The organism is Ureibacillus terrenus (genome assembly GCF_006569205.1).
In the GTDB taxonomy this organism is placed as follows: domain Bacteria; phylum Bacillota; class Bacilli; order Bacillales_A; family Planococcaceae; genus Ureibacillus; species Ureibacillus terrenus.
The window spans coordinates 271,253-293,776 of record NZ_VIGD01000001.1 but is presented as its reverse complement, the minus strand read 5'-3'; the positions used below and the strand labels follow the sequence as shown (position 1 = coordinate 293,776).

The window sequence follows — 22,524 nt, the reverse complement described above, 5'->3', positions numbered from 1 at the left end:
GAGTATTTCAAATTATGGAAAAAGTCAAATGCGTATGTGGCCATGAAAATCCATTCGGAACCAAGATTTGCGGAAAATGCGGCAGACCGTTGACGGAAGAGGCGAAAGCCCAAAAGGTGCTTGATATGAAATACGATGGATCGGCCATCCGTTCAAAAACTTATAACAAATCAATTATCGATAAAATTTGGAATTTCTTTTCCAGCGTAAAAGTAGGCGTATCGTTAATCGTCATTACTTTAATCGCTTCTTCCTTTGGTACATTTTTCCCTCAAAAATTTAATATCCAGGCGGCAACGGAAGCGGAAAAAGCGCTTTATTATGAACAAAACTACGGTACTCTTGGAAAACTCTATTATGAACTAGGTTTATCCGATCTCTATAATTCCTGGTGGTACCAAATTTTAGTGGGCCTATTGGCAATTTCCATTATTGTGGCGAGCCTTGACCGGGGCATTCCGCTTTATAAATCATTAAAAAATCAGAGAGTGAAGCGCCACGAAAGCTTCATGAAGAAACAGCGGATTGTCGCCCACGGACCCGTTACAGAGGGGGATGCTTCAAAAACCCTTGATTTAATTGCCGAGAAAATGTCAAAATTGCGCTATAAAGTGCGCCGTGATGGAAACGCTTTATTGGCGGAGAAAAACCGTTTCGCCCGATCAGGCCCATACATAAACCACTTGGGGCTTATTATCTTTTTGTTTGGCCTGATGCTCCGTTTTATTCCCGGATTCCATGTGGACGAGGCCATGTGGATCCGTGAAGGGGAAATCCGAGCAATACCGGGGATGGACGGTTATTACCTTGAAAATGAAAAATTTATTTTAGAAACGTATGATAATGAACCGACAAGAGCCCAAATAGAACAGGGAGTTTCCAAGATCGCCAAAAACTATCAATCGGATGTAAAGCTTTATAAGCAGCCTGAAGGGGCTGTTTTGGGCGACACGGAAAATCTGGATTTGGTGAAAGAGTATTCCATCCGGGTAAACCATCCTCTTAAATATGATGGGTATTCCATTTACCAGATGGATTATCGGTTAAATGAATTCAAATCGATGACTTTCGGGTTGACCAACAAGCAGTCTGGAGAGTCTCTCGGAACGTTGACCATTGATTTGACAAATCCGGAAAAAGAATATGTTTTAGGGGAAAACACAAAAGTCGAGATATTAAACTATTATCCTGATTTTTCCGGCTTAAAGGACGGGATTCCGCAAACGGCTTCCCAATATCCTAATAATCCGGCGTTTGTATTCAAAATGATTACTCCGGACAAGCCGGAAGGGGAGATCAGTTTCGTATCCATTGGTGCAGCACCTGTTGAAGCAGGGGATAATGAATATAAAATGACATTTAAAAATGTAGAAACAAGAAATGTGTCAGGATTGGCCATCAAAAAAGATGTAACCATCCCGATCTTGATTGTTGGCGGAATTGTTTTCTTGATTGGGCTAGCAATTGGTTCTTACTGGAATCATCGTCGCCTGTGGGTACAACAACTGGAAGACGGCACTCTTTTGCTTGCTGCTCATACAAACAAAAACTGGTTTGGTTTGAAAAAAGATTTAAATGTTGTAACGGAATATGCTCATTTACCTCAATATATCGACCAGCTTGAAGAGAATGATGAAACGAAAAGGGAAGGTGACGATGTCGAATGAGTCTTATTGATATAAGCAGCAATCTGCTGTTAATCGCATTTTTTGCATATATTTTAGGAACTGTGTTGATTGCGGGTTCCATCAAGCGGAATGATGGCGCAGCCAGCAGAGCGGAAAAATGGGGCAAAGCGGGTATTGTTGTAGCCGTTGTCGGGTTTATTGCACAACTGGGTTATTTCATCACCCGCTGGATTTATGCGGGACATGCTCCTGTCAGCAATATGTTCGAATTTACAACAGCATTTGGTATGTTTTTGGTGGGGGCGTTTTTGTTAATCTACTTTATTTATCGGGTCAAAACCCTTGGATTGGTGGCATTGCCAATCGCCATACTTTTTATTTCCTATGCGACGATGTTCCCGACGGATGTGACGCCGCTTGTTCCATCGTTGCAAAGCCATTGGTTGACTCTCCATGTCGTGACCGCGGCAATCGGGCAGGCGATCTTGGCCATCAGCGCGGTGGCTGGGCTTGTTTACCTATTGAAAGAAGTCGATCCGAAACAAAAATCAAAAGAACGTTTTTGGCTTGAAGCAATTTTATATCTTTTCGTCGTGATTATCGGATTTGTCGTTGTGACATTAACATTCCGCACCATGGGGTATGAGGCGGAGTTTACGTACGTTGATAAGAATGGCATGGAGGCGGAGATTGTTTATAATATGCCGGCATTGTTTGGCATGAACGAATATGAATTGAAAACGGACGGCGTAATGGAACCGTTAGTGGAATTGCCTCCATATATCAATGCGAAAAAATTGACAACAGTTGTCTGGTCATTTATCGCAGGTACGATTCTATACTTGCTTTACCGTTTCATTGTGCGCAAACGTATTTGCGAGCTGCTGAATCCTTTGGTGAAAAAAGTCAATACCAACCTAGTGGATGAAATTGGATACCGTTCTGTATTGATTGGATTCCCGGTTTTCACTCTGGGGGCTCTCGTCTTTGCCATGATTTGGGCACAGGAAGCATGGGGCCGATTCTGGGGCTGGGATCCAAAAGAAGTATGGGCTCTTATTACATGGCTTTTCTATGCAGCTTATCTGCATTTGCGCTTGTCGAAAGGATGGGAAGGCAGAAAATCTGCCTGGCTTGCATTAATCGGATTTGCCATCATCATCTTCAACTTGGTATTTGTCAACCTGGTGATTGCAGGTCTACATTCATATGCATAATTCCTATATACTTCAAATTTCGTGAATATATGACAAAATTTTAAGAATTTGTGAAAGGCCTTTCCTCTTTTGGGAAGGCCTTTCTTTATTTATCTTTAATTTTTTTTCATAAAATTGTACAATGTTTATAGTAGATAATGCAAAGAGAGGGGTTTTACATCGTGTCTGAAAAAGTGTCGATCTTGGTTGTAGATGATGAAGACAGAATTCGTCGTCTATTAAAGATGTATTTAGAACGGGAAGGATACGAGGTAGACGAGGCGGAAAACGGCGAAGTCGCTCTAAAAAAGGCGTTGGAAAAAGATTATCATTGCGTTATTTTAGATATCATGATGCCGGAGAAAGACGGTCTGCAAGTTTGTGAAGAATTAAGAGAAAAGAAATCAACGCCAATCATATTGTTAACAGCGAAAGGTGAAGAAGCAAACCGGGTGCAAGGTTTTGAATTAGGGGCGGATGACTATATTGTAAAACCGTTCAGTCCTCGGGAAGTCGTTTTGCGCGTGAAAGCGATTTTACGACGCTCCAGCGCATTGAATCAAGTGTCAAATACAACTGCATCGAGAGATATCGTCGTATTCCCTCATCTTACAATCGATAATGATGCACACCGTGTAACATGTGATGGACAAGAAGTGAACTTAACCCCTAAAGAATATGAATTGCTGTACTTCTTGGCTAAATCACCTGATAAAGTATTTGACCGGGAACAATTATTAAAAGAAGTATGGCATTATGATTTCTTCGGTGATTTGCGCACTGTCGATACGCATATCAAGCGCTTGCGAGAGAAATTGAATCGCGTATCTGACAAAGCTGCCAAAATGATTGTAACCGTATGGGGCGTAGGTTACAAGTTCGAGGTTATCAATGACTAGAATATGGAATAGTATTGTCGGGAAGCTATGGGCAACCATATTGCTTCTCGTTTCATTTGTGTTATTTATTTTCACGGTTGCCATGCTTGAATTTCTTGATGATTTTCATATTAAGCAAGCGGAAAGCTCGCTTAAGCAAGCGGCAACGACCATATCAAACATTGTTGCCCATACGGATATCGATCAAATTACCGATGAGTTATTGAAAGATTTGTTGAATGAAGATACCAATGCCATTATCGCCCTTAAGGACCATACGGTGATTTCCAGTTATCAATCCGGAAAAAATCAGGAAGAAATAAGGAAGGAATTATTGGAATCTGAAGAGTTCAAAAAAATCTTTGATTCCAATAAGCCGATTATTCGGCAAATGATTTTGCCATCCCAAACAGAAGAAGACAAGATGGAATCCTATTTTGTTTTGGGATACCCATTGTCAATAGAGAATGGAGTGCAGGGGGGATTGTTTATATTCCAGAACCCGACGGCACTTCATGAAACGACAAATCAAACAACGAAAATCGTCTTTCTTTCGGCCATAATCGCCTTTGTACTGACAACTTTCTTTGCCTTTTTCTTATCATCCAAAATTACTCAACCCCTTCGAAAAATGCGTGAATATGCTTTTGACATCGCCAAAGGAAAATTTGACGAACAGCTGCCGATGAATCAGAACGATGAAATCGGCCAATTGGCGGTGGCATTCAATCAAATGGGGCGGCAATTGAAGCATCATTTGGAAGTGATCAACCAAGAAAAAGAACAACTTTCCAGCATTCTGACATCGATGACGGATGCGGTGATTTCGTTTAACCGAGATAAAACCATTTTGTTGAGCAATCCTCCTGCGGAACGGCTATTACAGCGCTGGTTCATTCGAAACGGCATGGATAAGGAATTATTCTTGCCGGAAGAATTGTATGAAATGTTGGATCATGTTCTGAATTTTGAAGACAAGCTGGAGGAAGACCTGGAAATTGACGGTTCCTATTACCGGATCACCATCAGCCCGCTGAAAAGCAGCGGTCAGGCGATTCGCGGTGCCATCGCCGTCATCCGGGATATGACGGAACAGATTAAATTGGATAAATTGCGTTCGGACTTTATCGCCAATGTATCCCATGAATTGAGAACGCCGATTGCCATGTTGCAAGGTTATTCCGAGGCCATTATTGATGGAGTCGTTGAATCGGAAGAAGAGAAGAACGAAATGATCCGAATCATCTATGATGAATCCCAGCGGATGGGCCGTTTGGTTGCCGATTTGCTCGATTTGGCACGAATGGAATCCGGACATGAGACATTGGTGAAGGAAACCGTTCCAATCAACCCGGTTTTTGAACGGATTACCCAAAAATTCAGCCAAGTGGCGAAGGAAAATCATATTCATTTGAACTTCCATACAGAAATGCCGGATGATGCGGTAATCAATATCGATGAAGACAGAATCGAACAAGTGTTGACAAATTTGATCGACAACGCAATCCGCCATACGCCGGCAGATGGCAGTGTAACGGTATCGCTGCAACAAGAGTTGTCTTATTTGAAAGTTCAAGTGTCCGATACCGGGGAAGGAATTTCAAAAGAAGATCTGCCGTTTGTTTTCGAACGGTTCTATAAGGCGGATAAAGCAAGAACTCGCAACAAAAAAGTGGGTACAGGCCTAGGACTTGCCATCGTAAAAAATATTGTGGAAGCGCATAATGGGAATATACGGGTAGATAGTGAAGTCGGAAAAGGGACGACCTTTACATTCTATTTGCCGTTGTAAATGGTTAAGAATCCGTGGATACTCCAGGTAAAGAAGTTCAGAAAAGACAAAAAGCAAGTTTGTCCCCTATTTGGCCTGGAGTAGAAGCGGATTCTTTTTTGTTTCCGAAAAAAGTTTCTGCGGAAATCAGCTCAGGAAGTGAAACGTTTCGTTTTTTTAAACGACAAACTCAATAAGGGATCGAGGTGTCATGGATTGAAAGAATCCATATTCCATCGGCTGTATGATCATTATCATCAAGATGTGTTCCGTTTTTTGGTATTTTTAGTCAAGGACCGATCGGTCGCAGAAGACTTGTCCCATGAAGTCTATGTGCGCGTTTTAAAGTCGTACGAACGTTTTCAGGGGAAAAGTTCTGAAAAGACCTGGCTTTTTTCCATTGCAAAAAATGTGGCAATTGATTATTTCCGTAAGAAGGCTGTGCGTGCCACACGCTCCTATGATGCGTTTGACTGGGAAAAGGAACAACTTGTGTCCCCAATGAAATCACCGGAATTTTTTTTGGAATTAAACGATGAAACGAGGCAAGTATTGGGGGCTTTGGAAAAATGCACGGGGGACCAGCAATTGGTGATCATTATGCGATATTTCCAGGAATTGTCCATAGCGGAAACCGCTGCAATTCTAAATTGGACTGAAGGAAAAGTGAAAACGACCCAGCACCGGGCAATCAAACAATTGAGGGAGCTATTATCACAGAATAAGGAGGCGAAGCAACATGAATCATGAGGATTGGAATGACAAACGCATTGAAGAACTATTATCAAAAATTCCAAAAATTCATGATACCCGTTCGAAAGAAGAAGTATTTGAACGTTTAAAAAAGGACGGGATTTTTGAGGAAGAGCCTCCTGAGAAAAAGAAACATCATAAAATCATCCCGTGGATGATTGCGGCGTGTGCCGTAGTGTTTATTGCCATACTCCTTCCTTTGTTGATAAAAAATCCGGCGACTGACGAGACAACACAGCCTGAAGGCGCGTCAAATACGCCCCCGAATCAGGAGATGAAAACTTTTGATTATAATCAAAAGGGGCAACAGGAACAATTGGATTCATCAATTACAACGATGGCGGATTTGAAAACGGCCGTTTATCCGGAAGAATTGGAAGGAAACACCCTTTTCCGGATTGGTCTTGCAAGCGACGACGCGGACAGCATTCCGGTGACCATTTTAATTCCGAATACACAGATTCTAAGAGATTTCGGGAAATCCGATCCGACTCAAGTAGAACTTTATAATGTTTATGCATCCCGTTTGAACGAAAGGCTATTAGGATTTATGGAATATCACCCATATGCGGGGGAAATCAGTGAACGGGGTGATACCGTAGTCCATAAATTGCCGGAAAATCATCCATATGATACGGCTTCCGCAACCCTTTCGACCTATTACGCTTCTTTGATTGATACTTTTACGGATTATAGAAAAATCGAATTTGTCGATGAAAATAATCAGCCGTTGATATTCAAGGAAGTGGGGGAAGAGTACCCGCTCCAAATGGGTCCGGAAACGCGGCAATATGCGTATTTTAAATATGTTCAAAATGACGGGTCTGAGTTTCTGGCGCCAAATTTTAGAGAAACGTTCCCGACGGTTGAACAAGCGATGGAAGCATTGAAAACCAGCACAAACGATATTTATCGCTCCGTCATTCTGCCGAATGCTGATTATTCTGCAGTTGAAAGCAACGGGGTTGTGAGGGTTACGTTTTCCAACCCTTTGGATTTATCCAATTATAACCAGGTGGAAGCGATGCAAATGATTGAAGGGATGTTGTTGACGGCAGCAGGATTTGGCAAGTCCGTGCAATTTGAAAACATCGTGCAATCGGATTGGCAAGGCTTTGATTTTAGAAAGCCGTTGCCGATTCCGGCGGGTCCAAATAAATTGCCCTATACGGTTTTAATGAATTAAAAATGCTTATGTTTTGAAAGTGCGATTACGGATCAGAAGGTTTTAGGACAATAAGAGAAAAAAGTATTCAAAATATTTCTAATTAATTCCTTTACAAATACTCGGAATTCTCCTATAATAGGATTAAATTTAATAAGGATTAAATCATCTTCGGGGCAGGGTGAAATTCCCGACCGGCGGTGTTAGAACTTCGCGTTCTTAAGCCCGCGAGCTCTTTATGAGCAGGATTTGGTGAGATTCCAAAGCCGACAGTATAGTCTGGATGGGAGAAGATGGTACAGTCGTTTCGTTATGTGTGTTTTTGCACATGGCTTGCTTTCTATTGGCTTTTTTGCTTGGTCCAATAGACAAATTATTATGGTCATGTGTTGTCACATGTTGTACATTTTCTCCCTTATGCATGTTTGCATAAGGGATTTTTAATTGCAACGAAGCCGACTAGTACCTTTCTTCTTGCGGATGAAATAAGCAAAGAGGAGAGAGTGCTGATGAACAAAATGAAATTGAAATCTTTCATAACAATCGCGATGCTTTCGAGCATTTCCTGCATTTTAATGTTTTTGAACTTTCCGTTGCCGTATTTTCCTGTGTTTTTGGAAATTGATTTCAGCGATGTCCCTGCATTGATTGCGGCAATTATAATGGGACCTGTCGCCGGCATTATTGTGGAACTGATCAAAAATATATTGAATTGGATTTTTATCGGTGCACCTACGGGGGTGCCGGTAGGACATATAGCGAATTTCACGACTGGACTCCTTTTCATTTTGCCGGTCTATTATCTTTATAAAAAATCCGGCTCCTTAAAAGGTTTAATGATGGGGCTGATTGCCGGCACATTCACAATGGCCATCGGGATGAGCATTTTAAATTACGTCGCGTTTCTGCCAATGTACACATATTTTCTTGGAATGGGCGGATTTGACGCAAAAGAAATGATTGTTCTTGGCATCCTGCCGTTTAATTTCATAAAAGGAATCATGTTGATGGTGCTTGTGATGATGCTGTTCAGAACGATGAGAAGATGGATTGAAAACCAAAGAGCCCAATATTTGCTTCAAAAACAATAGAGTAAAGAAGACGGGGAAATCCCGTCTTTTATTTTTGGCAATTTTAAAATTTGTGCACATGGTACTACTTGATAAAGGGATACATATAGTTGTTAAGAGAAAGGTTATAAGGATGGTGTGATGGAAAGAACGAGACGGTCCATTTTCTTTTTTTTGTTATTGATTTGCGCATTCGTATGGACAATCTATTCCCACTTCATCAAGGGTGAAAAAGGAAGAGAGGAGACTTTCACGGAAGAAGAGTTCATCGATTTTTTGTATCAAAATTTAGGATTAGAGGAGCCGCATGATCGTGAAACCTTGGAAGAAACGGATGGCCATCATCATGATGGGCAATTGGAAACCGCTTTTCATTCAGCGGATTTTGAGGCAAAAAATTTCCAACTGAGAACTTTGAAAAACGATACCATTCGATTATCCGATTTGAAAGGAAAACAAATTTTAATCAACTTTTGGACGAGCTGGTGCCCTCCATGCAAAGAAGAAATGCGCCAGTTGAGCGAATTCTATGAACAATATGCGAAAAAACGCAATATCGAAATTTTGGCAATCAATGTTACCGATCAGGAATGGTCGAAGGATGACGTAAAAAAGTTTGCCGCCCAATATCAATTGAAGTTTCCGGTTTTGCTGGATGAGACAGGGGAAGTATCTGAGAGTTATCAAATCATGACAATTCCCACGAGTTTTATCATCAACGAAGAAGGGAAGGTTACAGAAAAAATAGTCGGCCCGGTCACAAAAGACATGTTATCGAAAAGATTTCAGTAAACAATATGTTTTATAATAGAAAGAAATGGATTGGAGGAATATTGGATGAAAGTCATTTCAACACCATATGTACTTGAAGAGAAAAACAAGCAAGTCGGAAAAGTCCTCGACATAGAAAAAGCGCAAGTGATGAACATTCAGCTGAAATCCGGCGAGTCGATTCCGTCCCATTTCGCCGACGGGGATGTGTTAATCATTGTCCGCAGAGGGACAGTGGAGTTTACGGTGGAAGAAGAAACGGTTGAATTGACGAATGAAACATTGCTGCACATGGAACCGAAAGAAAAGCACAGCTTAATTGCAAAACATGATGCCGACATTATTGTTGTAAAAATGAAATAAAGGTTTTGGACGGCAATAGTTTCAATCGATAAAAAAACAACATTTTCTCACAAGAGAAAATGTTGTTTTATTTTTGTTCCATTCAGTTTATCATTATCCCATAATATGGTAACCGGAGTCGACGTATACCGTTTCCCCTGTCACGCCGCGGGAAAGATCACTGAGGAGCACAACCGTCATATCTCCAACTTCTTCTTTATTTGTGTTGCGTTTTAATGGTGAAACTTCTTCATAACGATGCAAAGCTTCATTAAAGCTTGGAACGCCTTTTGCCGCCAGCGTCCGGATCGCTCCGGCAGAAATGGCATTGACGCGGATGCCTTCTTTTCCTAAGTCTGCAGCCAAATAACGGACGGATGCTTCCAAAGCGGCTTTCGCAACGCCCATGACGTTATATCCTTCAAGAACCCGTTCTGCCCCCAGATAAGACATGGTTACGATCGAGCCGCCTTCCGTCATAAATGGCCGCGCAGCTCTTGTCACCGCGATCAGGGAATAAGCGCTAGTATCCAATGCGAAGGCAAATCCTTCACGGGAAGTTTCCACAAAACGGTTTTTTAAATCTTCAGCATGGGCAAAAGCGACAGAATGCACAATTCCGTGGATGACGCCGAACTGTTCGCCGATTTGCCCGAATGCTGTCTGGATGGATTCATCGCTGTTGACATCGCATTGAATGACGGCCGTTTTTTTCTCTTTGTAGTCTTCCAAAAGTTTTTCTATTTTTGCTTTTGAGCGGTCTTTCCGATACGTAAAAATGACGTTTGCTCCAACTTCCAACAGCTTTTTCGCCGCTCCCCAGGCAATGCTTCTTTCATTAGCAACTCCCATGACAACAATATTTTTATCCTTTAAATTTAATACATCCATGGACTTGACTCCTTTAACATCAGTTATTAGCACCAACTACTAAAATATTAACAGCAATTGCAAGAAAAATCAATAATAACTATTGACAACTATTTTGCAATACAATATAGTGAAAATAGATACTTTGTAATGCAAGGTAGATAACCGGTCAATATCTTGCAATGCAAGATATTTCATTGGAATATGATTCCTGATTCTCATCACTAAATGCGGGGTGACATATTTGTCCATACGAAGCCAGTTGTTAAAAGGGGTTCTGGATGGCTGTATTTTGGCAATTATCGAAAAATACGAAGTTTATGGCTATGAGCTTTCGAAAAAACTGGAACAGGCCGGTTTGGCGGTCAGTGAAGGGACCATTTATCCGGTATTGTTGCGCCTTCAAAAAAATGGATTTATTGTCGGCGAAATGAGGGCTTCCGATTCGGGGCCCGACCGCAAATATTATTTCATTACCGAAAAGGGAAAAGAGGCGCTCAAGGAAATCCGGAAAGAATGGAAAGTTTTGTCTTCATCTATTGAAACAATATTAGGGAGTGATGAAACATGAAAATTCCGATAAAGGAACTGATTCAACAAAACAATGAAAAAAGGGAGCTGTTATTGCCCGAAAATAAAAAATATTATGAAGATTTACTTGTATACATCCGTGCGAATTTATCGAAGGATGAACGGGCTGTGGAAGAAGTGTTGCTTGAGATGCTGGATCATTTATTGGAGGCGCAGAAAGAAGGAAAAACGGCGGAAACAGTGTTCGGGAAAAATCCGAAAGAGTTGGCGGATGAAATTCTTGCCGCTTTGCCGAAAGAATCGTGGAAACATCAAATGGAATTTGCCTTAGAAATTTTGTTTACGTTTTTTGGCTGGTACTTCGCAATCGTAGGATTGTTTCCCCTTTTTAAGAAAGAAGACCAGACCGTTTATGCCGGAACTTTAATCGTATCCGGTATCCTCCTTGTTGGAGCGATTGTAATGTTCATCTATATTGTTTTAAAAATATTAAAGAATGGAACCTTCCGGGAACAAAAAAAGAGAAAAGGCATCACAATATTATATTCCATTATTGCCGGCGGGTTGTTTGCGCTCGGTCTGATCGTGAAATTTGCGGTTCCGCCTTTCGGGCCGACATTTGAAGTTTCTTATTATACAGTATTTGGAATGGGCTGCTTCTTGCTGCTTGCTTCTTACCTATTAAAGAAAATGCGGGAACAAAATGCATAGAAACAATTCATGCCGAAACGAAGAAAGGTGCATCCTGGAGCGATGCACCTTTTTTTATTTTATTCAAATTTCAAAGGGTCGCCATCAAAAGGTTCGTCTGCCACTTTGATGGAATCTGTCGGGCAGCCTTCAAAAGCATCCTGCATATCTTCCAGCAAATCTTCTGGTACTTCCGCAGTCCCCGTGTTATTATCTAAAATAACATAGGCAATGCCTTCATCATCGTAATCATAAATATCCGGGGCGGCCGCACCACAAGCGCCGCATGCGATGCATGTATCTTTATCTACAATTGTATATTTTGGCATATTATAATCTCTCCTTTATCTATCGGGCTTCCATGTTAAAGCTTCTATATTATTCTAAATCTGTTTATAGGACTTTTCAACATTAAGACCATAAAATTGGAGGTTCTGATTTGATATTTCGGTATTTAGTCTTAGATATTTTAAAAATTCTACAAAAAGAACGGACCATTTCTTCCCCGTATCATCTGCTGAAAGGAAAACGTTCCGGACAAACGATACAGGATGTGGGCATCTTCCGCTTGCATCCATACTTTGGCATTCTTCCAAAACTTTCAAGAAATAAATATGATGAAGAAATTCAAAATCTTGTTGAACAACATTTCATCCACATAACAAAGAAGAGTTTTCAACTGACCGAAAAGGGATTACGGTTTCTCCGGCAACATGAGCCTTTGCCTTTAAACGGCTGGCAATATAGGGGAAATGAACATATTTTTTTCTCAAGGCTCTCTTTAATCGTACAAAGCTTATCCCATGCGCGGGAAGAAGTGATGTCCTTTAATCCGATCCAAAAGGATGAAAGCGTACAGCAATGGGTTCGGAGTTTTTTAATAAAAAATCATTACAAATCAGGTCTTCTCGCCCATAATCTGTACGATGAAATGTTGCAAAGCCTGGGAAGAGCCAAAATCAGCGAGCAGGCAAAGGAAATTGTGGTAAAGCGCTTAACCGGCATCCGTATGCCCGGCTTCACCTGGGAGCAAATCAGCAGGGAATTGGAGATGCCTGAATTGGATGTCCAGATCATGTATGTGGCTTGCCTTCACCAATGGCTCAATGAAATTTTGGTTGGCAAAGGGCAATATCCATATTTATTTGAGATGGCTCAAGATATCCGGGTGGAGGTTCCTTTGACGGAATCTGCCTACCATACGGTTCTTCTTTTCAGGCAAGGATATTCGATTGAGCAAATCAGCCGAATTCGGAAATTAAAGAAAAGCACAATTGAAGACCATTTGGTTGAGTTGGCCATCAACGATCCGTCGTTCCCGATCGAACGATTTATCAAAAGGGAAGATATAGAACAAGTGCTCAAAGCGGTTCAACATTACCAGTCAAAAAAATTGAAATTCCTTCACGAGGCATTGCCCCATTTATCATATTTTCAATTGCGCCTTGCATTGGTAAGAGGTGAAACGGTATGCAATTAGAACAGCTGCTGCAAAAACATTTCGGCTACCCATCATTCCGGCCCGGCCAAAAGGAAGTGATCGAACAATTATTAAATGGAAGGGATACCATTGCTTTGCTTCCGACCGGCATGGGGAAATCCCTATGTTACCAGCTGCCGGCATACATATTGAACAAACCGGTATTAATTATTTCTCCTCTGCTTTCCCTTATGCAGGACCAGGTGGACCAAATGAAACAGTTTGGAGAGAAACGGGCAGTCGCCCTCAATTCTTTTTTGAACCGGCAGCAAAAACAGCATGTCATGAATTCTTTGCACAACTTTCGTTTTATTTTTATTTCACCGGAAATGCTGGTGCAGCCGCAGGTCAAAAACAGGCTGAACCAATTGGAACTGGCGCTCATTGTTGTGGATGAGGCCCATTGCATTTCCCAATGGGGGTTCGATTTTCGCCCGGATTATCTGAAAATCGGGGACGTATTGAAAGAAAACCGTCCTCCGGTTTTGGCCTTGTCTGCGACAGCGACGGAAAAGGTGCTTGAAGACATACGCCGATTTTTAAAGATGAAAGAACCGTTTGAATATATTCATTCCGTCGATCGTCCCAATATCCGATATGGCAAAAAAATCTTTCCATCAAAAGAAGAAAAAACGCAATGGCTTCTGAACCATGTATCCCATACGCAAGGGCCGGGCATCATCTATACCCGTTCCAGAAAAAGAACGGATGAAATCGCATCGCTCTTATTGGAACTCGGTCTTTCCGCTTCATCTTATCATGGCGGCAAAGATGCGGAAGACCGCCAATTTATCCAGCAGCAATTTATAGAGGGCGCTTTGGATTGGATCGTTGCTACAAACGCTTTTGGCATGGGAGTTCATAAAGCGGATGTACGGCAAATCATCCATGATACGATGCCATCAAACGTGGCGGATTACATGCAGGAAGTTGGAAGGGCCGGCCGTGACGGGAAGGATGCCGTTGCCATTCTGCTGTACTCAGATGGGGACGAAGAAGTGGTCCGTTTCATTGCGGGGGAAGACTTGCCGAATGAAGCCCAGATGGAGTTATACGATGAATACGTGAGAAGAAACATACATCCGAAAGAAATGATGCACAATGGGTTGATTTCGGAAACATCTTTTCGGGTGCTGCACTATTGGATGGGCCTTTATCCAAAAGAACAAGTGAAATCGATTTTCCGGCAAATGGTCATGGAGAAATACCGCTCCATCAATGACATGTTATCCATTATTAAAAGCGAAGGATGCATTCGGGAGCAGCTGGTGCATTACTTCGGGCAAAAGCTGGAGCGAAAACCGGAACATTGTTGCGAACATTGCGGAATCGATTATGGAGAGTTCCTATTGCCAAGGACAGAAACCCATTTGAAGAAAAAAACATTTACATGGCAGATCAGGTTGCGACAAATTTTGCTGGGAACTGACTGAAAATATAACAATATTCTTATTTCCGGCAAAAATCTCTGAAAATAGAAAGGCCCCCTCATTTACTTTTTCTTCTCTTTTCGTCATAATAAAATAAGTAAGATGGAGGTGCCATATGAACGGGAAAGATTATCGCAAAAAAATAGAAGAACACCGCCAATCGATAGAATTAAATGATGAAAAAACAAGACTGAGCCGCAGCGAGCGCCGCAAAAAAATGAAGAAGCCGAAAGAAATGGCATTATTAAGAAATTTAACGTTCATTTTGATCGGAATCCCGTTAGTCATTTTAATTTACGTATGGTTCTTTTGGAATCCGGAAGAGGAAGTTTCGGTGGACAAAGAGGATGAAAATTTGGTGGAAGTGGAACGGAATCATGCGGTATCATCCAAAAATACAGAGAAAAAAGCGGAAGTAAACGAAAAGAAAGAATCGGCTCCAAAGGCTGAAAAAGAGGGCGATGAGCAATCCAAAGAGCAGGCTGCAGAAAAAGAAGGCAATAACGAGTCCAAAGAACAGGCAGCAAAAAAAGAAGCAAAACATGAACAGTTGGAAAAAAACGGCAATAACGAAACGGAAAATCATACCGCAACTAAACCGGCCGAAAAAAAAGAAACTCCAAAGAAAGCCGAAAACAATACGCCACAAGAACCAAAAACACCTGCTCCGTCCCAGCCAAAAACAAAAATACATACTGTCAGTGCAAATGAAACGTTATTCCGTATTGCGAAGCGATACTATAGCGATCCAATCAGCGGTGTTGAAAAAATTAAAAGAGCGAATCATTTGTCTTCCGATATCATCACCCCTGGACAAACGCTTGTCATTCCGGAATAAAATTCTATAAAATATTATACATTAATGTATGCCAGTGGCTTGAAAAGACGATGGTAACCCACCACGTCTTTTTGTTTTTGCCGAGAGGGGTATGATATGTTGGGATTGACTGCATTTTTCATTTTTTGCACCGGAATGTTCCTTTTTATGATGAAAAAAGCGTTTGAAAATCATGTTGTTCGCCATGAGATTCCGATAGAGGGAAAGAAAGAAAAATTTACAATTTTTTTTATATCTGATATTCATACACGATCCATTAACAAGAAAATGATCCAAAACATTAAAGAACCGATCCATGCGGTGATTATTGGCGGAGATTTGGCGGACAAGAGGACCCCTATCTCAAAAATTTATCGGAATCTTCGCCTTTTGCAATCATTGGCTCCCGTCTATTTTGTCTGGGGAAATAACGACCGGGAAGTCGGGGAGGAGCGTCTAAGGAAGATTTTTCAAGAGACGGGTGTCCAAATTGTGGAAAATGATGCGGTTTTATTGCCGGGCATGGTGAATCGATGTTGGCTGAGCGCCGTTGATGATGTTTCGACAAGCAATGCCCGTCCGGAATTGGCCTTTAAAAAATGCCGTCCCCAAGATAAAGTCATTTTTGTATCCCACAATCCCGTTCTGTTTTCAAGCATGAAAAATTTCCATGCGGATGTTTGTTTGGGAGGACATTACCATGGGGGGCAAATTCGGTTAGGCCCGTTTGGCATTTATCCAAAAGGTTCATTGACCGTTCAAGAAGGCACATATATCCTTGTCAGCAACGGTTATGGGACAACGATGCTTCCGTTGCGATTGGGGGCAAAACCGGAGTGCCACATTATTTGCTTAAACTTTCGCTCTTCATATTGAACAAAGGATTGACAATTCGCGTTATAATATAAAATAGTAGTTTTTTTAAATAATTAAGGAGTTGTTTGTCATGCAGAAAGTAGACGCAATTATTGTCGGAGGGGGCCCTTGTGGTTTGTCGGCGGCGATTGAACTGCAAAAAATCGGTTTGAAGCCGGTGGTCATCGAAAAGGGGAATATCGTAAACGCCCTTTATCATTTTCCGACTCACCAAACGTTCTATTCTACAAGCGACCGGTTGGCGATTGGCGATGTCCCGTTTATTACGGAGCAACGGAAACCGACGAGAAACCAGGCTCTTGCCTATTATCGTGAAGTGGTAAAACTGAAAAATATCCATGTGAATCGTTTTGAAAAAGTGCTTTCTGTGGAAAAACGCCCGGACGGATTATTTGTTGTCGAATCCGATAAAGCCCAATATGAAACACCTTATGTAGTTCTTGCAACCGGCTATTACGATCATCCGAATTATATGGATGTTCCCGGCGAAGATTTGCCAAAAGTATTCCATTATTTTAAAGAAGCCCATCCTTATTTTGATACGGATGTTCTGGTTGTGGGCGGAAAAAATTCAGCGGTCGATGCGGCAATGGAATTGCAAAAGGCCGGGGCTCGCGTGACGGTCGCTTATCGTGGCAGCGATTTCTCCCCTAGCATCAAGCCTTGGATTTTGCCGGAATTTCAATCTCTCATCCGAAATGGTTATGTCACGATGCTGTTCAATACAACAGTGAAAGAGATCCGGGAAAAAGAAGTCGTTTTAAATATCGAAGGGAAAGAAACTGTCATTAAAAATGATTTCGTCTTCGCGATGACCGGCTATCATCCGGATCATGAATTCATCCGAAAAATGGGCGTCACGATTGATGACGAAACAGGCAGACCTACATATGATCCGGACACAATGGAATCGAATATCGAAAATTTGTTCATTGCAGGGGTGCTTGCTGCCGGCAATAACGCCAATGAAATTTTCATTGAAAACGGAAGATTCCATGGGGCCTATATTGCAAAGGCGATTGAGAAAAAAAGAAACTATGTAACCAACAATGAGCGTGTATAATCCTTCCGGAGAAGAGCGGATTGGGAAAGGCCTTCCCAGTCCGCTCTTTTTGCGTCGAAAAAACCTATATCCACTTATTTTTCGAAAAATATTGAAAATATGTTTTATCATATTTACAATTCTCTTTAAGAATGGAAGCAATTAACAATTTTGAAAGAGGTGTCTTATGGGGATTTATCTTGTTCGTTTTGAAAAAATGGGAGAAATGTTCTGGGGAGTAAAAGAAGATGATCAGATCATTCCGGTTTCCAATGTCAATACGTTGCAGGAACTGATGCGCCACTATTTGAATGATCTTCGGGAAATCACCGAAAAACAAAAGGACAACAGTTTTTCAATCAATGAGGTGAAGCTGGTTGCGCCCGTTACCCCAAATGCAATTATTTGCCAGGGAGTCAATTATTCCAGCCATCGTGAAGAAACGGGAGTGGATGTTCAAAAGCCGCCTTTTAATTTAATTTTTTCCAAAGCGGCAAGTTCCATTTCCGGCCCTTATGATCCGATTGTGAAGCCGGAAAGGGTAAAATTATTGGATTACGAAATTGAATTGGCGATTGTTTTGAAAAAAGAGATTCATCCATGTTCCAGGATCGAAGAAGATAATTTGCATGAATATATTCTGGGCGTAACCATTGCGAATGATGTTTCCGCGAGGGATATACAATTTTTGGAGCATCAATGGTTGAAAGGGAAAAGTTTCCGTACTTTTTGTCCGGTTGGTCCTTATGTGTATGTGCCGGAACCCGATGAAATCCATGAAATATTCCAATTGGAACTGGAATTATCGGTGAACGGGGAAATTCGGCAAAAGGCGAATACCAGCCAGTTGCTGTATAAGCCGGTTGAAACATTGAATGAGTTGGCGCAAGTGATGGACCTTTCGCCGGGGGATTTATTGTTGACAGGGACTCCGGGCGGTGTGGCGATGCAGTTTTCCCAGGATGAAATGTCCTTGCTATCAAGTTTAAGCACCGGTTATGACGAAAAGAAAAACATTATTGACCGGCACGATTCATGTAAATATTTAAAAGAGGGCGACATGGTGGAAGCGACCATTTACGGCGCAGGCGGAATTCATTTGGGAACCCAACGGAATGAAGTGGTTTTGGAGAGAAGACTGTCGAAATAAGGCCTGTTCCAAAAAGATGATCAAAGCGGCATCATTTCACGCCGCTTTTTTTAAAGTTCAGAAAATTTATTTCCCCAATCTTTAAAAACATCCTGTAATACTATAAAATAGTGTTGATAAGGAAGGGAGCGTCGATATTGATTATTTTACTTTCTGCTGCGATTGCTCCAGGTTGTGCACTGTTCAGTTATTTCTATTTGCGAAACCAGATGGAGACGGAACCTCGCAAAACGCTTTTTCGGACATTTATTTTTGGATTGTTGATCACTTTTCCCATCATGTTTATTCAGCATGTCATGCAGGAAGAAAGTCTCATTTCGAATCCATTTCTCCTCAATGCCGTTTTTTCAAGTGCGTTGGAAGAATTTTTTAAGTGGTTCATCATTTTTGCCTTTGTTTTTCGGCATGTGGAATTTGATGATCCTTATGACGGCATTTTGTATGGAGCAGCTGCATCTTTGGGATTTGCCACAATGGAGAACATTCTTTATTTGTTGACATTCGGGATTGATACGGCCTTTATGCGCGCATTGCTTCCTGTTTCCAGCCATGCCCTGTTTGGTGTGGTGATGGGCTATTATTTCGGGAAAAGCAAGTTTACGAAAACGAATTATTCAAAGGAATATTTGGCACTTTCATTATTGGCGCCTTTCTTTTTGCATTTTGCCTATAATTCTATCCTGGTGTTTGAAGATTATTGGATTTATTTAATGACGCCTTTTATGCTTTTTTTATGGTGGTTTGCTTTGAAAAAAGTGAAGTTGGCCCACGAACATTTAATCAAGCATTTGATAGAACAAAATAAAATTTAGCTGGGATCTAAAAGTGACGGTTTGCTTTTAGGTCTTTTTTATTTTTTTGATGGTTCAAATGAAATAATGTATTAAACAGAGCGCAAGAAAAAACAGTTACCGGAACTTCATACAATCTGAAGTTCCGGTTTTTTGGTTGTTTCAATTTTTCGTCGCAGATCATTGGAGAATTTTTCTCGGTTCCGGAAATAGTTGTAAATTCAAGGTTTTCAAATGAATCAAATAAAATTCGCTTCAACGTGCATAATAATTCCTGACCGGCCGAACAGATTGGAAAAACGGCCATTTTTCAGGACAGGTGCATAAAAGTTTCCGATATAAACATGCTATGAAAAAGGAGTGAGATTGATGAAGAGGAGAAAAACGTTCATCGCTGTTTTGCTATTGGCTTTATTAATTGGTGCCATTCCTCTTATGAAGCCGGAAGAATCTTCCGCTTTTTCAAATCAAGTGATTGAAAGGGGAGCTTTCGGCGATGATGTCATTGAATTGCAGGCAAGACTTCAATATTTGGGGTTCTATCACGGAAAAATTGACGGAAAGTTCGGTTGGGGAACCTACTGGGCATTGAGAAACTTCCAAGAAAGTTACGGATTGAAAGTGGACGGTATTGCAGGTCCTCAAACGAAAAAAGTGCTGGTCAATAACAGCGATTTCGATCGCGAATGGGTGCATGCACAAATTAATGCAGGTCGTGAATTTACGTATTATGGCGGCATTCCACTCGATCAACAAGTGAAGAAAGGCAAAACCGGGGCTTCAAAAAGCAAAAGTTATCAGCTGCCTGCAAAATTCACGGAACGGGATTTACAGCTGATGGCCAATGCGGTGTATGGGGAAGCGAGAGGAGAACCTTATGAGGGGCAGGTGGCAGTGGCGGCCGTCATTTTAAACCGGCTCGAATCACCCGACTTTCCAAATACGATTTCTGAAATCATTTTCCAGCCAGGTGCTTTTACGGCTGTAGCGGATGGCCAAATTTGGCTGACGCCGAACGAAAGAGCGAAGCAGGCAGTGCTTGATGCAATGAATGGATGGGATCCATCCGAAAATGCCCTTTATTACTTCAACCCTAAAACTGCAACAAGCAAGTGGATTTGGACAAGACCACAAATAAAACAAATCGGCAATCACATCTTTTGCTATTAAAGGAGAGACAATATGAAAAGTTTAGTATATCTGCTTTCCATAGCTGTGCTAGCATTAGGGGTTTATGCGTATGAAGTGCGTTCGGATAATCAGGAACTGAAACAAACGATTCATGCCCAATATACAAACTCTTTGTCCAATGCCAGCGAAAAGTTGAGCTATTTGCAGCGTTCGGTGGCCCAATCGCTGCTTTTTCAGGACGAAAAGGCATTGCAGAATGAATTGGATAATATTTGGAGAACAAGCAATGAGTTGCGCTCATCCATCAGCAATTTACCTTTGAATCCGGATGTAGCAAACCAATGGCTCCGCTACCTTGGAAAAATAGGAGATGAAGCCAAGAGAGCTGCGACAGAGGGCGATTATGAATCATGGCAAAAGAAAATGACAGTGGTCCATCAAAATTTGGAGAAATTGACAGATGAATGGACTGTTGCAACAGCCCAATTTTTTGAAAACGATCGGAACTTCGATAAATGGCAGCAAGTTGCAAAAGCGGATCTTGAAGAATCGCCATTCAAGAATATAGCATCAAATTTAAAAACATATACCGAAAAGGACTTTCCGTTAACAACGAGTGAATCGGACTGGCTGAAAAAAAGGGACTTGAAACATATCAGAGATCGTGAAATTACGAAAGACGAAGCAATCAAAGTGCTGGAGAAATTGGTGCCGGGAATTAAAGATGCGACCTATACGGTTTCAAGAAGCAAAGAAGATGCCCCATACCCTTTCTATCATATTCAATTTGTGAAAGGAAGCTGCATTGGATATGCGGATATCACGGTCAAAGGGGGGCACCTCATTTCATTCCTCTCGGAGCGGCCGGTGCAGCCTGATAAGAATGTGACTCAGGAAAAAGTGAAAGAATTAACAAAACAATTTATCCAGCGGGCCGGTTATGATGATCTGGAAATCATTGAAATGCAGGAAAACCATGAATCCTGGCATGTGCGCCTTGCCAGGGTAGCAGGGAAACATCGTGCGATTGTTTATCCGGACGGCATACAAATGAAGATATCAAAAGACAGCGGCGAATTATTGGGATTAAATGCAATGGAATATGTACAGAAAGAAAACATTAAGGATCAGCCGGTCATTCCGATTGATTGGAAAAAATTCTTCAGACCAAATACAATCGTGGAACAGGAACGATTCATCTATACGGAAAATGAAGCATATCAATTGAGATTATGTTATGAAGTCATTGCCCGGTTCAAAGATGACAGCAATAAAACGTATCGTGTAGTTGTGGATACGGAAAACCACGATGTCATAAAAGTGGAACAATTGCCGTAATGTTTCAAATGCCCTGGAAATTCGCCGGATTTCATGCCATAATGGAACTATCATGATTTTGCGAGGCGGATTTCAATGGAATTTAAAATAGGGGCATTCCTCACATTGGAACCAATTTTTCCGGAAAAAGCGGGAGATTTATTAAAATGCAAAATAGTCGATAAAAAAGAGGATGTCATTTATATTACGTACCCGGTTAATATGAGGACGAACAAAACCGTTTATCTTTTGGACGGTTCCCGGTACCGGGGAATTTTGCAAAACGGAGACCGGAGCATTTTCGCTTTTCAGACGGAAGTCATTGGCCGGATCATGGACAGGATTCCCATGATTAAGCTTTCCTGCCCGCCAGAAGATGAATTTTTGAAAATCGAGAGAAGGGAATTTGTGCGGGTGAAGACTCCCGTGGATGTCGCTGTAGAATATGGCAATCAATTTTACCAATGCGTGGCAAATGATATCAGTGCCGGAGGAGTTGCTTTAAAATTGCCCGAAGCACTGCCGTTTGCTGAGGGGAATATTGTAAAATTGACCATTGTATTGCCATTCAAAAATGGGGATATTCAATATATTCAAACGAATGCAAGGGTAATCCGGATTTTTTATAAGGATGAACAACCATTGGCGTCTTTTCAATATCTGGATACCGATGAAGTGGATCAGCAACAAATCCTTCGTTTCTGTTTCGAACGCCAAGTCATGATGAAGGAGATGCTATACCTCCGATAATCAAATTTATTGGAGGGCTTTTTTTGTGCATAAATTATTTCGATACAATTGCAAAACTTGTGATAAACTACGGAA

At 41.4% G+C, this 22,524-nt stretch carries 23 protein-coding genes and 1 riboswitch; of the genes, 21 read left to right on the top strand and 2 right to left on the bottom strand.

Going from position 1 to position 22,524, the window contains the following annotated elements:
• The first annotated feature begins 14 nt into the window (after positions 1–14).
• The 9 genes from resB (at position 15) to FKZ59_RS01460 (ending at position 9,595) form a co-directional block, all read left to right on the top strand.
• Positions 15–1,667 (top strand): cytochrome c biogenesis protein ResB, encoded by a 1,653-nt coding sequence (gene resB, locus FKZ59_RS01500; RefSeq protein WP_141600964.1) that lies wholly within the window; start codon positions 15–17, stop codon positions 1,665–1,667.
• The gene (gene ccsB, locus FKZ59_RS01495) at positions 1,664–2,845 is read left to right on the top strand and encodes a c-type cytochrome biogenesis protein CcsB (protein ID WP_141600963.1); all 1,182 of its coding nucleotides are present in this window, start codon (positions 1,664–1,666) and stop codon (positions 2,843–2,845) included. The genes resB and ccsB overlap by 4 nt, the downstream gene beginning before the upstream one ends.
• Positions 2,846–3,006: 161 nt before the next feature.
• A complete protein-coding gene (locus tag FKZ59_RS01490; protein WP_141600962.1) occupies positions 3,007–3,723 on the top strand; it encodes a response regulator transcription factor in 717 nt (238 codons plus the stop codon).
• Positions 3,716–5,494, top strand: coding sequence for an ATP-binding protein (locus FKZ59_RS01485; RefSeq protein ID WP_141600961.1), 1,779 nt, complete (start codon positions 3,716–3,718; stop codon positions 5,492–5,494). Before FKZ59_RS01490 ends, FKZ59_RS01485 begins: the two co-directional genes overlap by 8 nt.
• Before the next feature lie 195 nt (positions 5,495–5,689).
• The gene (locus FKZ59_RS01480) at positions 5,690–6,223 is read left to right on the top strand and encodes an RNA polymerase sigma factor SigX (RefSeq protein ID WP_141600960.1); all 534 of its coding nucleotides are present in this window, start codon (positions 5,690–5,692) and stop codon (positions 6,221–6,223) included.
• Positions 6,213–7,412: a hypothetical protein gene (locus FKZ59_RS01475; RefSeq protein ID WP_141600959.1), complete on the top strand. Its 1,200-nt coding sequence runs from the start codon at positions 6,213–6,215 to the stop codon at positions 7,410–7,412. The genes FKZ59_RS01480 and FKZ59_RS01475 overlap by 11 nt, the downstream gene beginning before the upstream one ends.
• A gap of 142 nt (positions 7,413–7,554) precedes the next feature.
• Positions 7,555–7,690, top strand: a riboswitch (FMN riboswitch).
• Between the two features lie 210 nt (positions 7,691–7,900).
• A complete protein-coding gene (locus FKZ59_RS01470; RefSeq protein WP_141600958.1) occupies positions 7,901–8,482 on the top strand; it encodes an ECF transporter S component in 582 nt (193 codons plus the stop codon).
• Positions 8,483–8,602: 120 nt separating this feature from the next.
• Positions 8,603–9,253 (top strand): peroxiredoxin family protein, encoded by a 651-nt coding sequence (locus FKZ59_RS01465; protein ID WP_141600957.1) that lies wholly within the window; start codon positions 8,603–8,605, stop codon positions 9,251–9,253.
• Positions 9,254–9,298: 45 nt separating this feature from the next.
• Complete coding sequence (locus tag FKZ59_RS01460; protein ID WP_141600956.1) at positions 9,299–9,595, top strand: cupin domain-containing protein; 297 nt, start codon at positions 9,299–9,301, stop codon at positions 9,593–9,595.
• 93 nt (positions 9,596–9,688) lie between these two features.
• Here the strand turns inward: FKZ59_RS01460 and fabI are convergent, their stop codons facing one another.
• Positions 9,689–10,465 (bottom strand): enoyl-ACP reductase FabI, encoded by a 777-nt coding sequence (gene fabI / locus FKZ59_RS01455; RefSeq protein WP_141600955.1) that lies wholly within the window; start codon positions 10,463–10,465, stop codon positions 9,689–9,691.
• A 223-nt stretch (positions 10,466–10,688) separates the two neighbouring features.
• Between fabI and FKZ59_RS01450 the strand changes: the two genes are divergently transcribed.
• Positions 10,689–11,015 (top strand): PadR family transcriptional regulator, encoded by a 327-nt coding sequence (locus FKZ59_RS01450; protein WP_141600954.1) that lies wholly within the window; start codon positions 10,689–10,691, stop codon positions 11,013–11,015.
• The gene (locus tag FKZ59_RS01445) at positions 11,012–11,686 is read left to right on the top strand and encodes a DUF1129 family protein (protein ID WP_141600953.1); all 675 of its coding nucleotides are present in this window, start codon (positions 11,012–11,014) and stop codon (positions 11,684–11,686) included. Before FKZ59_RS01450 ends, FKZ59_RS01445 begins: the two co-directional genes overlap by 4 nt.
• A 59-nt stretch (positions 11,687–11,745) precedes the next feature.
• On the opposite strand, the gene FKZ59_RS01440 is transcribed toward FKZ59_RS01445, so the two are convergent.
• Positions 11,746–11,994 (bottom strand): ferredoxin, encoded by a 249-nt coding sequence (locus FKZ59_RS01440; protein WP_141600952.1) that lies wholly within the window; start codon positions 11,992–11,994, stop codon positions 11,746–11,748.
• A gap of 110 nt (positions 11,995–12,104) precedes the next feature.
• Between FKZ59_RS01440 and FKZ59_RS01435 the strand changes: the two genes are divergently transcribed.
• From FKZ59_RS01435 to FKZ59_RS01390, 10 genes are all read left to right on the top strand, one after another.
• A complete protein-coding gene (locus FKZ59_RS01435) occupies positions 12,105–13,145 on the top strand; it encodes a helix-turn-helix domain-containing protein (protein ID WP_141600951.1) in 1,041 nt (346 codons plus the stop codon).
• Positions 13,136–14,578: a RecQ family ATP-dependent DNA helicase gene (locus FKZ59_RS01430; protein ID WP_141600950.1), complete on the top strand. Its 1,443-nt coding sequence runs from the start codon at positions 13,136–13,138 to the stop codon at positions 14,576–14,578. The genes FKZ59_RS01435 and FKZ59_RS01430 overlap by 10 nt, the downstream gene beginning before the upstream one ends.
• A gap of 112 nt (positions 14,579–14,690) precedes the next feature.
• A complete protein-coding gene (locus FKZ59_RS01425) occupies positions 14,691–15,413 on the top strand; it encodes a LysM peptidoglycan-binding domain-containing protein (RefSeq protein ID WP_141600949.1) in 723 nt (240 codons plus the stop codon).
• A gap of 96 nt (positions 15,414–15,509) precedes the next feature.
• The gene (locus tag FKZ59_RS01420) at positions 15,510–16,268 is read left to right on the top strand and encodes a metallophosphoesterase (protein ID WP_141600948.1); all 759 of its coding nucleotides are present in this window, start codon (positions 15,510–15,512) and stop codon (positions 16,266–16,268) included.
• Between the two features lie 70 nt (positions 16,269–16,338).
• Positions 16,339–17,331 (top strand): YpdA family putative bacillithiol disulfide reductase, encoded by a 993-nt coding sequence (locus FKZ59_RS01415; RefSeq protein ID WP_141600947.1) that lies wholly within the window; start codon positions 16,339–16,341, stop codon positions 17,329–17,331.
• A gap of 166 nt (positions 17,332–17,497) precedes the next feature.
• Positions 17,498–18,460 (top strand): fumarylacetoacetate hydrolase family protein, encoded by a 963-nt coding sequence (locus tag FKZ59_RS01410; protein WP_141600946.1) that lies wholly within the window; start codon positions 17,498–17,500, stop codon positions 18,458–18,460.
• A gap of 137 nt (positions 18,461–18,597) precedes the next feature.
• The gene (gene prsW / locus FKZ59_RS01405) at positions 18,598–19,272 is read left to right on the top strand and encodes a glutamic-type intramembrane protease PrsW (protein ID WP_141600945.1); all 675 of its coding nucleotides are present in this window, start codon (positions 18,598–18,600) and stop codon (positions 19,270–19,272) included.
• A 348-nt stretch (positions 19,273–19,620) separates the two neighbouring features.
• On the top strand, positions 19,621–20,421 hold the full coding sequence (gene sleB / locus FKZ59_RS01400; protein WP_141600944.1) for a spore cortex-lytic enzyme: 801 nt from the start codon (positions 19,621–19,623) through the stop codon (positions 20,419–20,421).
• Between the two features lie 12 nt (positions 20,422–20,433).
• Positions 20,434–21,720 (top strand): PepSY1/2 domain-containing protein, encoded by a 1,287-nt coding sequence (locus tag FKZ59_RS01395; protein ID WP_141600943.1) that lies wholly within the window; start codon positions 20,434–20,436, stop codon positions 21,718–21,720.
• 75 nt (positions 21,721–21,795) lie between these two features.
• On the top strand, positions 21,796–22,449 hold the full coding sequence (locus tag FKZ59_RS01390) for a flagellar brake protein (protein ID WP_141600942.1): 654 nt from the start codon (positions 21,796–21,798) through the stop codon (positions 22,447–22,449).
• The last annotated feature ends 75 nt before the right edge of the window (positions 22,450–22,524 follow it).

Bases quoted from the DNA above. Each gene is read 5' to 3' on its own strand.
- resB (WP_141600964.1), top strand. From the start codon at position 15: ATGGAAAAAGTCAAATGCGTATGTGGCCATGAAAATCCATTCGGAACC.
- ccsB (WP_141600963.1), top strand. From the start codon at position 1,664: ATGAGTCTTATTGATATAAGCAGCAATCTGCTGTTAATCGCATTTTTT.
- FKZ59_RS01485 (WP_141600961.1), top strand. From the start codon at position 3,716: ATGACTAGAATATGGAATAGTATTGTCGGGAAGCTATGGGCAACCATA.
- FKZ59_RS01475 (WP_141600959.1), top strand. From the start codon at position 6,213: ATGAATCATGAGGATTGGAATGACAAACGCATTGAAGAACTATTATCA.
- FKZ59_RS01470 (WP_141600958.1), top strand. From the start codon at position 7,901: ATGAACAAAATGAAATTGAAATCTTTCATAACAATCGCGATGCTTTCG.
- FKZ59_RS01465 (WP_141600957.1), top strand. From the start codon at position 8,603: ATGGAAAGAACGAGACGGTCCATTTTCTTTTTTTTGTTATTGATTTGC.
- FKZ59_RS01460 (WP_141600956.1), top strand. From the start codon at position 9,299: ATGAAAGTCATTTCAACACCATATGTACTTGAAGAGAAAAACAAGCAA.
- fabI (WP_141600955.1), bottom strand. From the start codon at position 10,465: ATGGATGTATTAAATTTAAAGGATAAAAATATTGTTGTCATGGGAGTT.
- FKZ59_RS01445 (WP_141600953.1), top strand. From the start codon at position 11,012: ATGAAAATTCCGATAAAGGAACTGATTCAACAAAACAATGAAAAAAGG.
- FKZ59_RS01440 (WP_141600952.1), bottom strand. From the start codon at position 11,994: ATGCCAAAATATACAATTGTAGATAAAGATACATGCATCGCATGCGGC.
- FKZ59_RS01430 (WP_141600950.1), top strand. From the start codon at position 13,136: ATGCAATTAGAACAGCTGCTGCAAAAACATTTCGGCTACCCATCATTC.
- FKZ59_RS01425 (WP_141600949.1), top strand. From the start codon at position 14,691: ATGAACGGGAAAGATTATCGCAAAAAAATAGAAGAACACCGCCAATCG.
- FKZ59_RS01420 (WP_141600948.1), top strand. From the start codon at position 15,510: ATGTTGGGATTGACTGCATTTTTCATTTTTTGCACCGGAATGTTCCTT.
- FKZ59_RS01415 (WP_141600947.1), top strand. From the start codon at position 16,339: ATGCAGAAAGTAGACGCAATTATTGTCGGAGGGGGCCCTTGTGGTTTG.
- FKZ59_RS01410 (WP_141600946.1), top strand. From the start codon at position 17,498: ATGGGGATTTATCTTGTTCGTTTTGAAAAAATGGGAGAAATGTTCTGG.
- sleB (WP_141600944.1), top strand. From the start codon at position 19,621: ATGAAGAGGAGAAAAACGTTCATCGCTGTTTTGCTATTGGCTTTATTA.
- FKZ59_RS01395 (WP_141600943.1), top strand. From the start codon at position 20,434: ATGAAAAGTTTAGTATATCTGCTTTCCATAGCTGTGCTAGCATTAGGG.
- FKZ59_RS01390 (WP_141600942.1), top strand. From the start codon at position 21,796: ATGGAATTTAAAATAGGGGCATTCCTCACATTGGAACCAATTTTTCCG.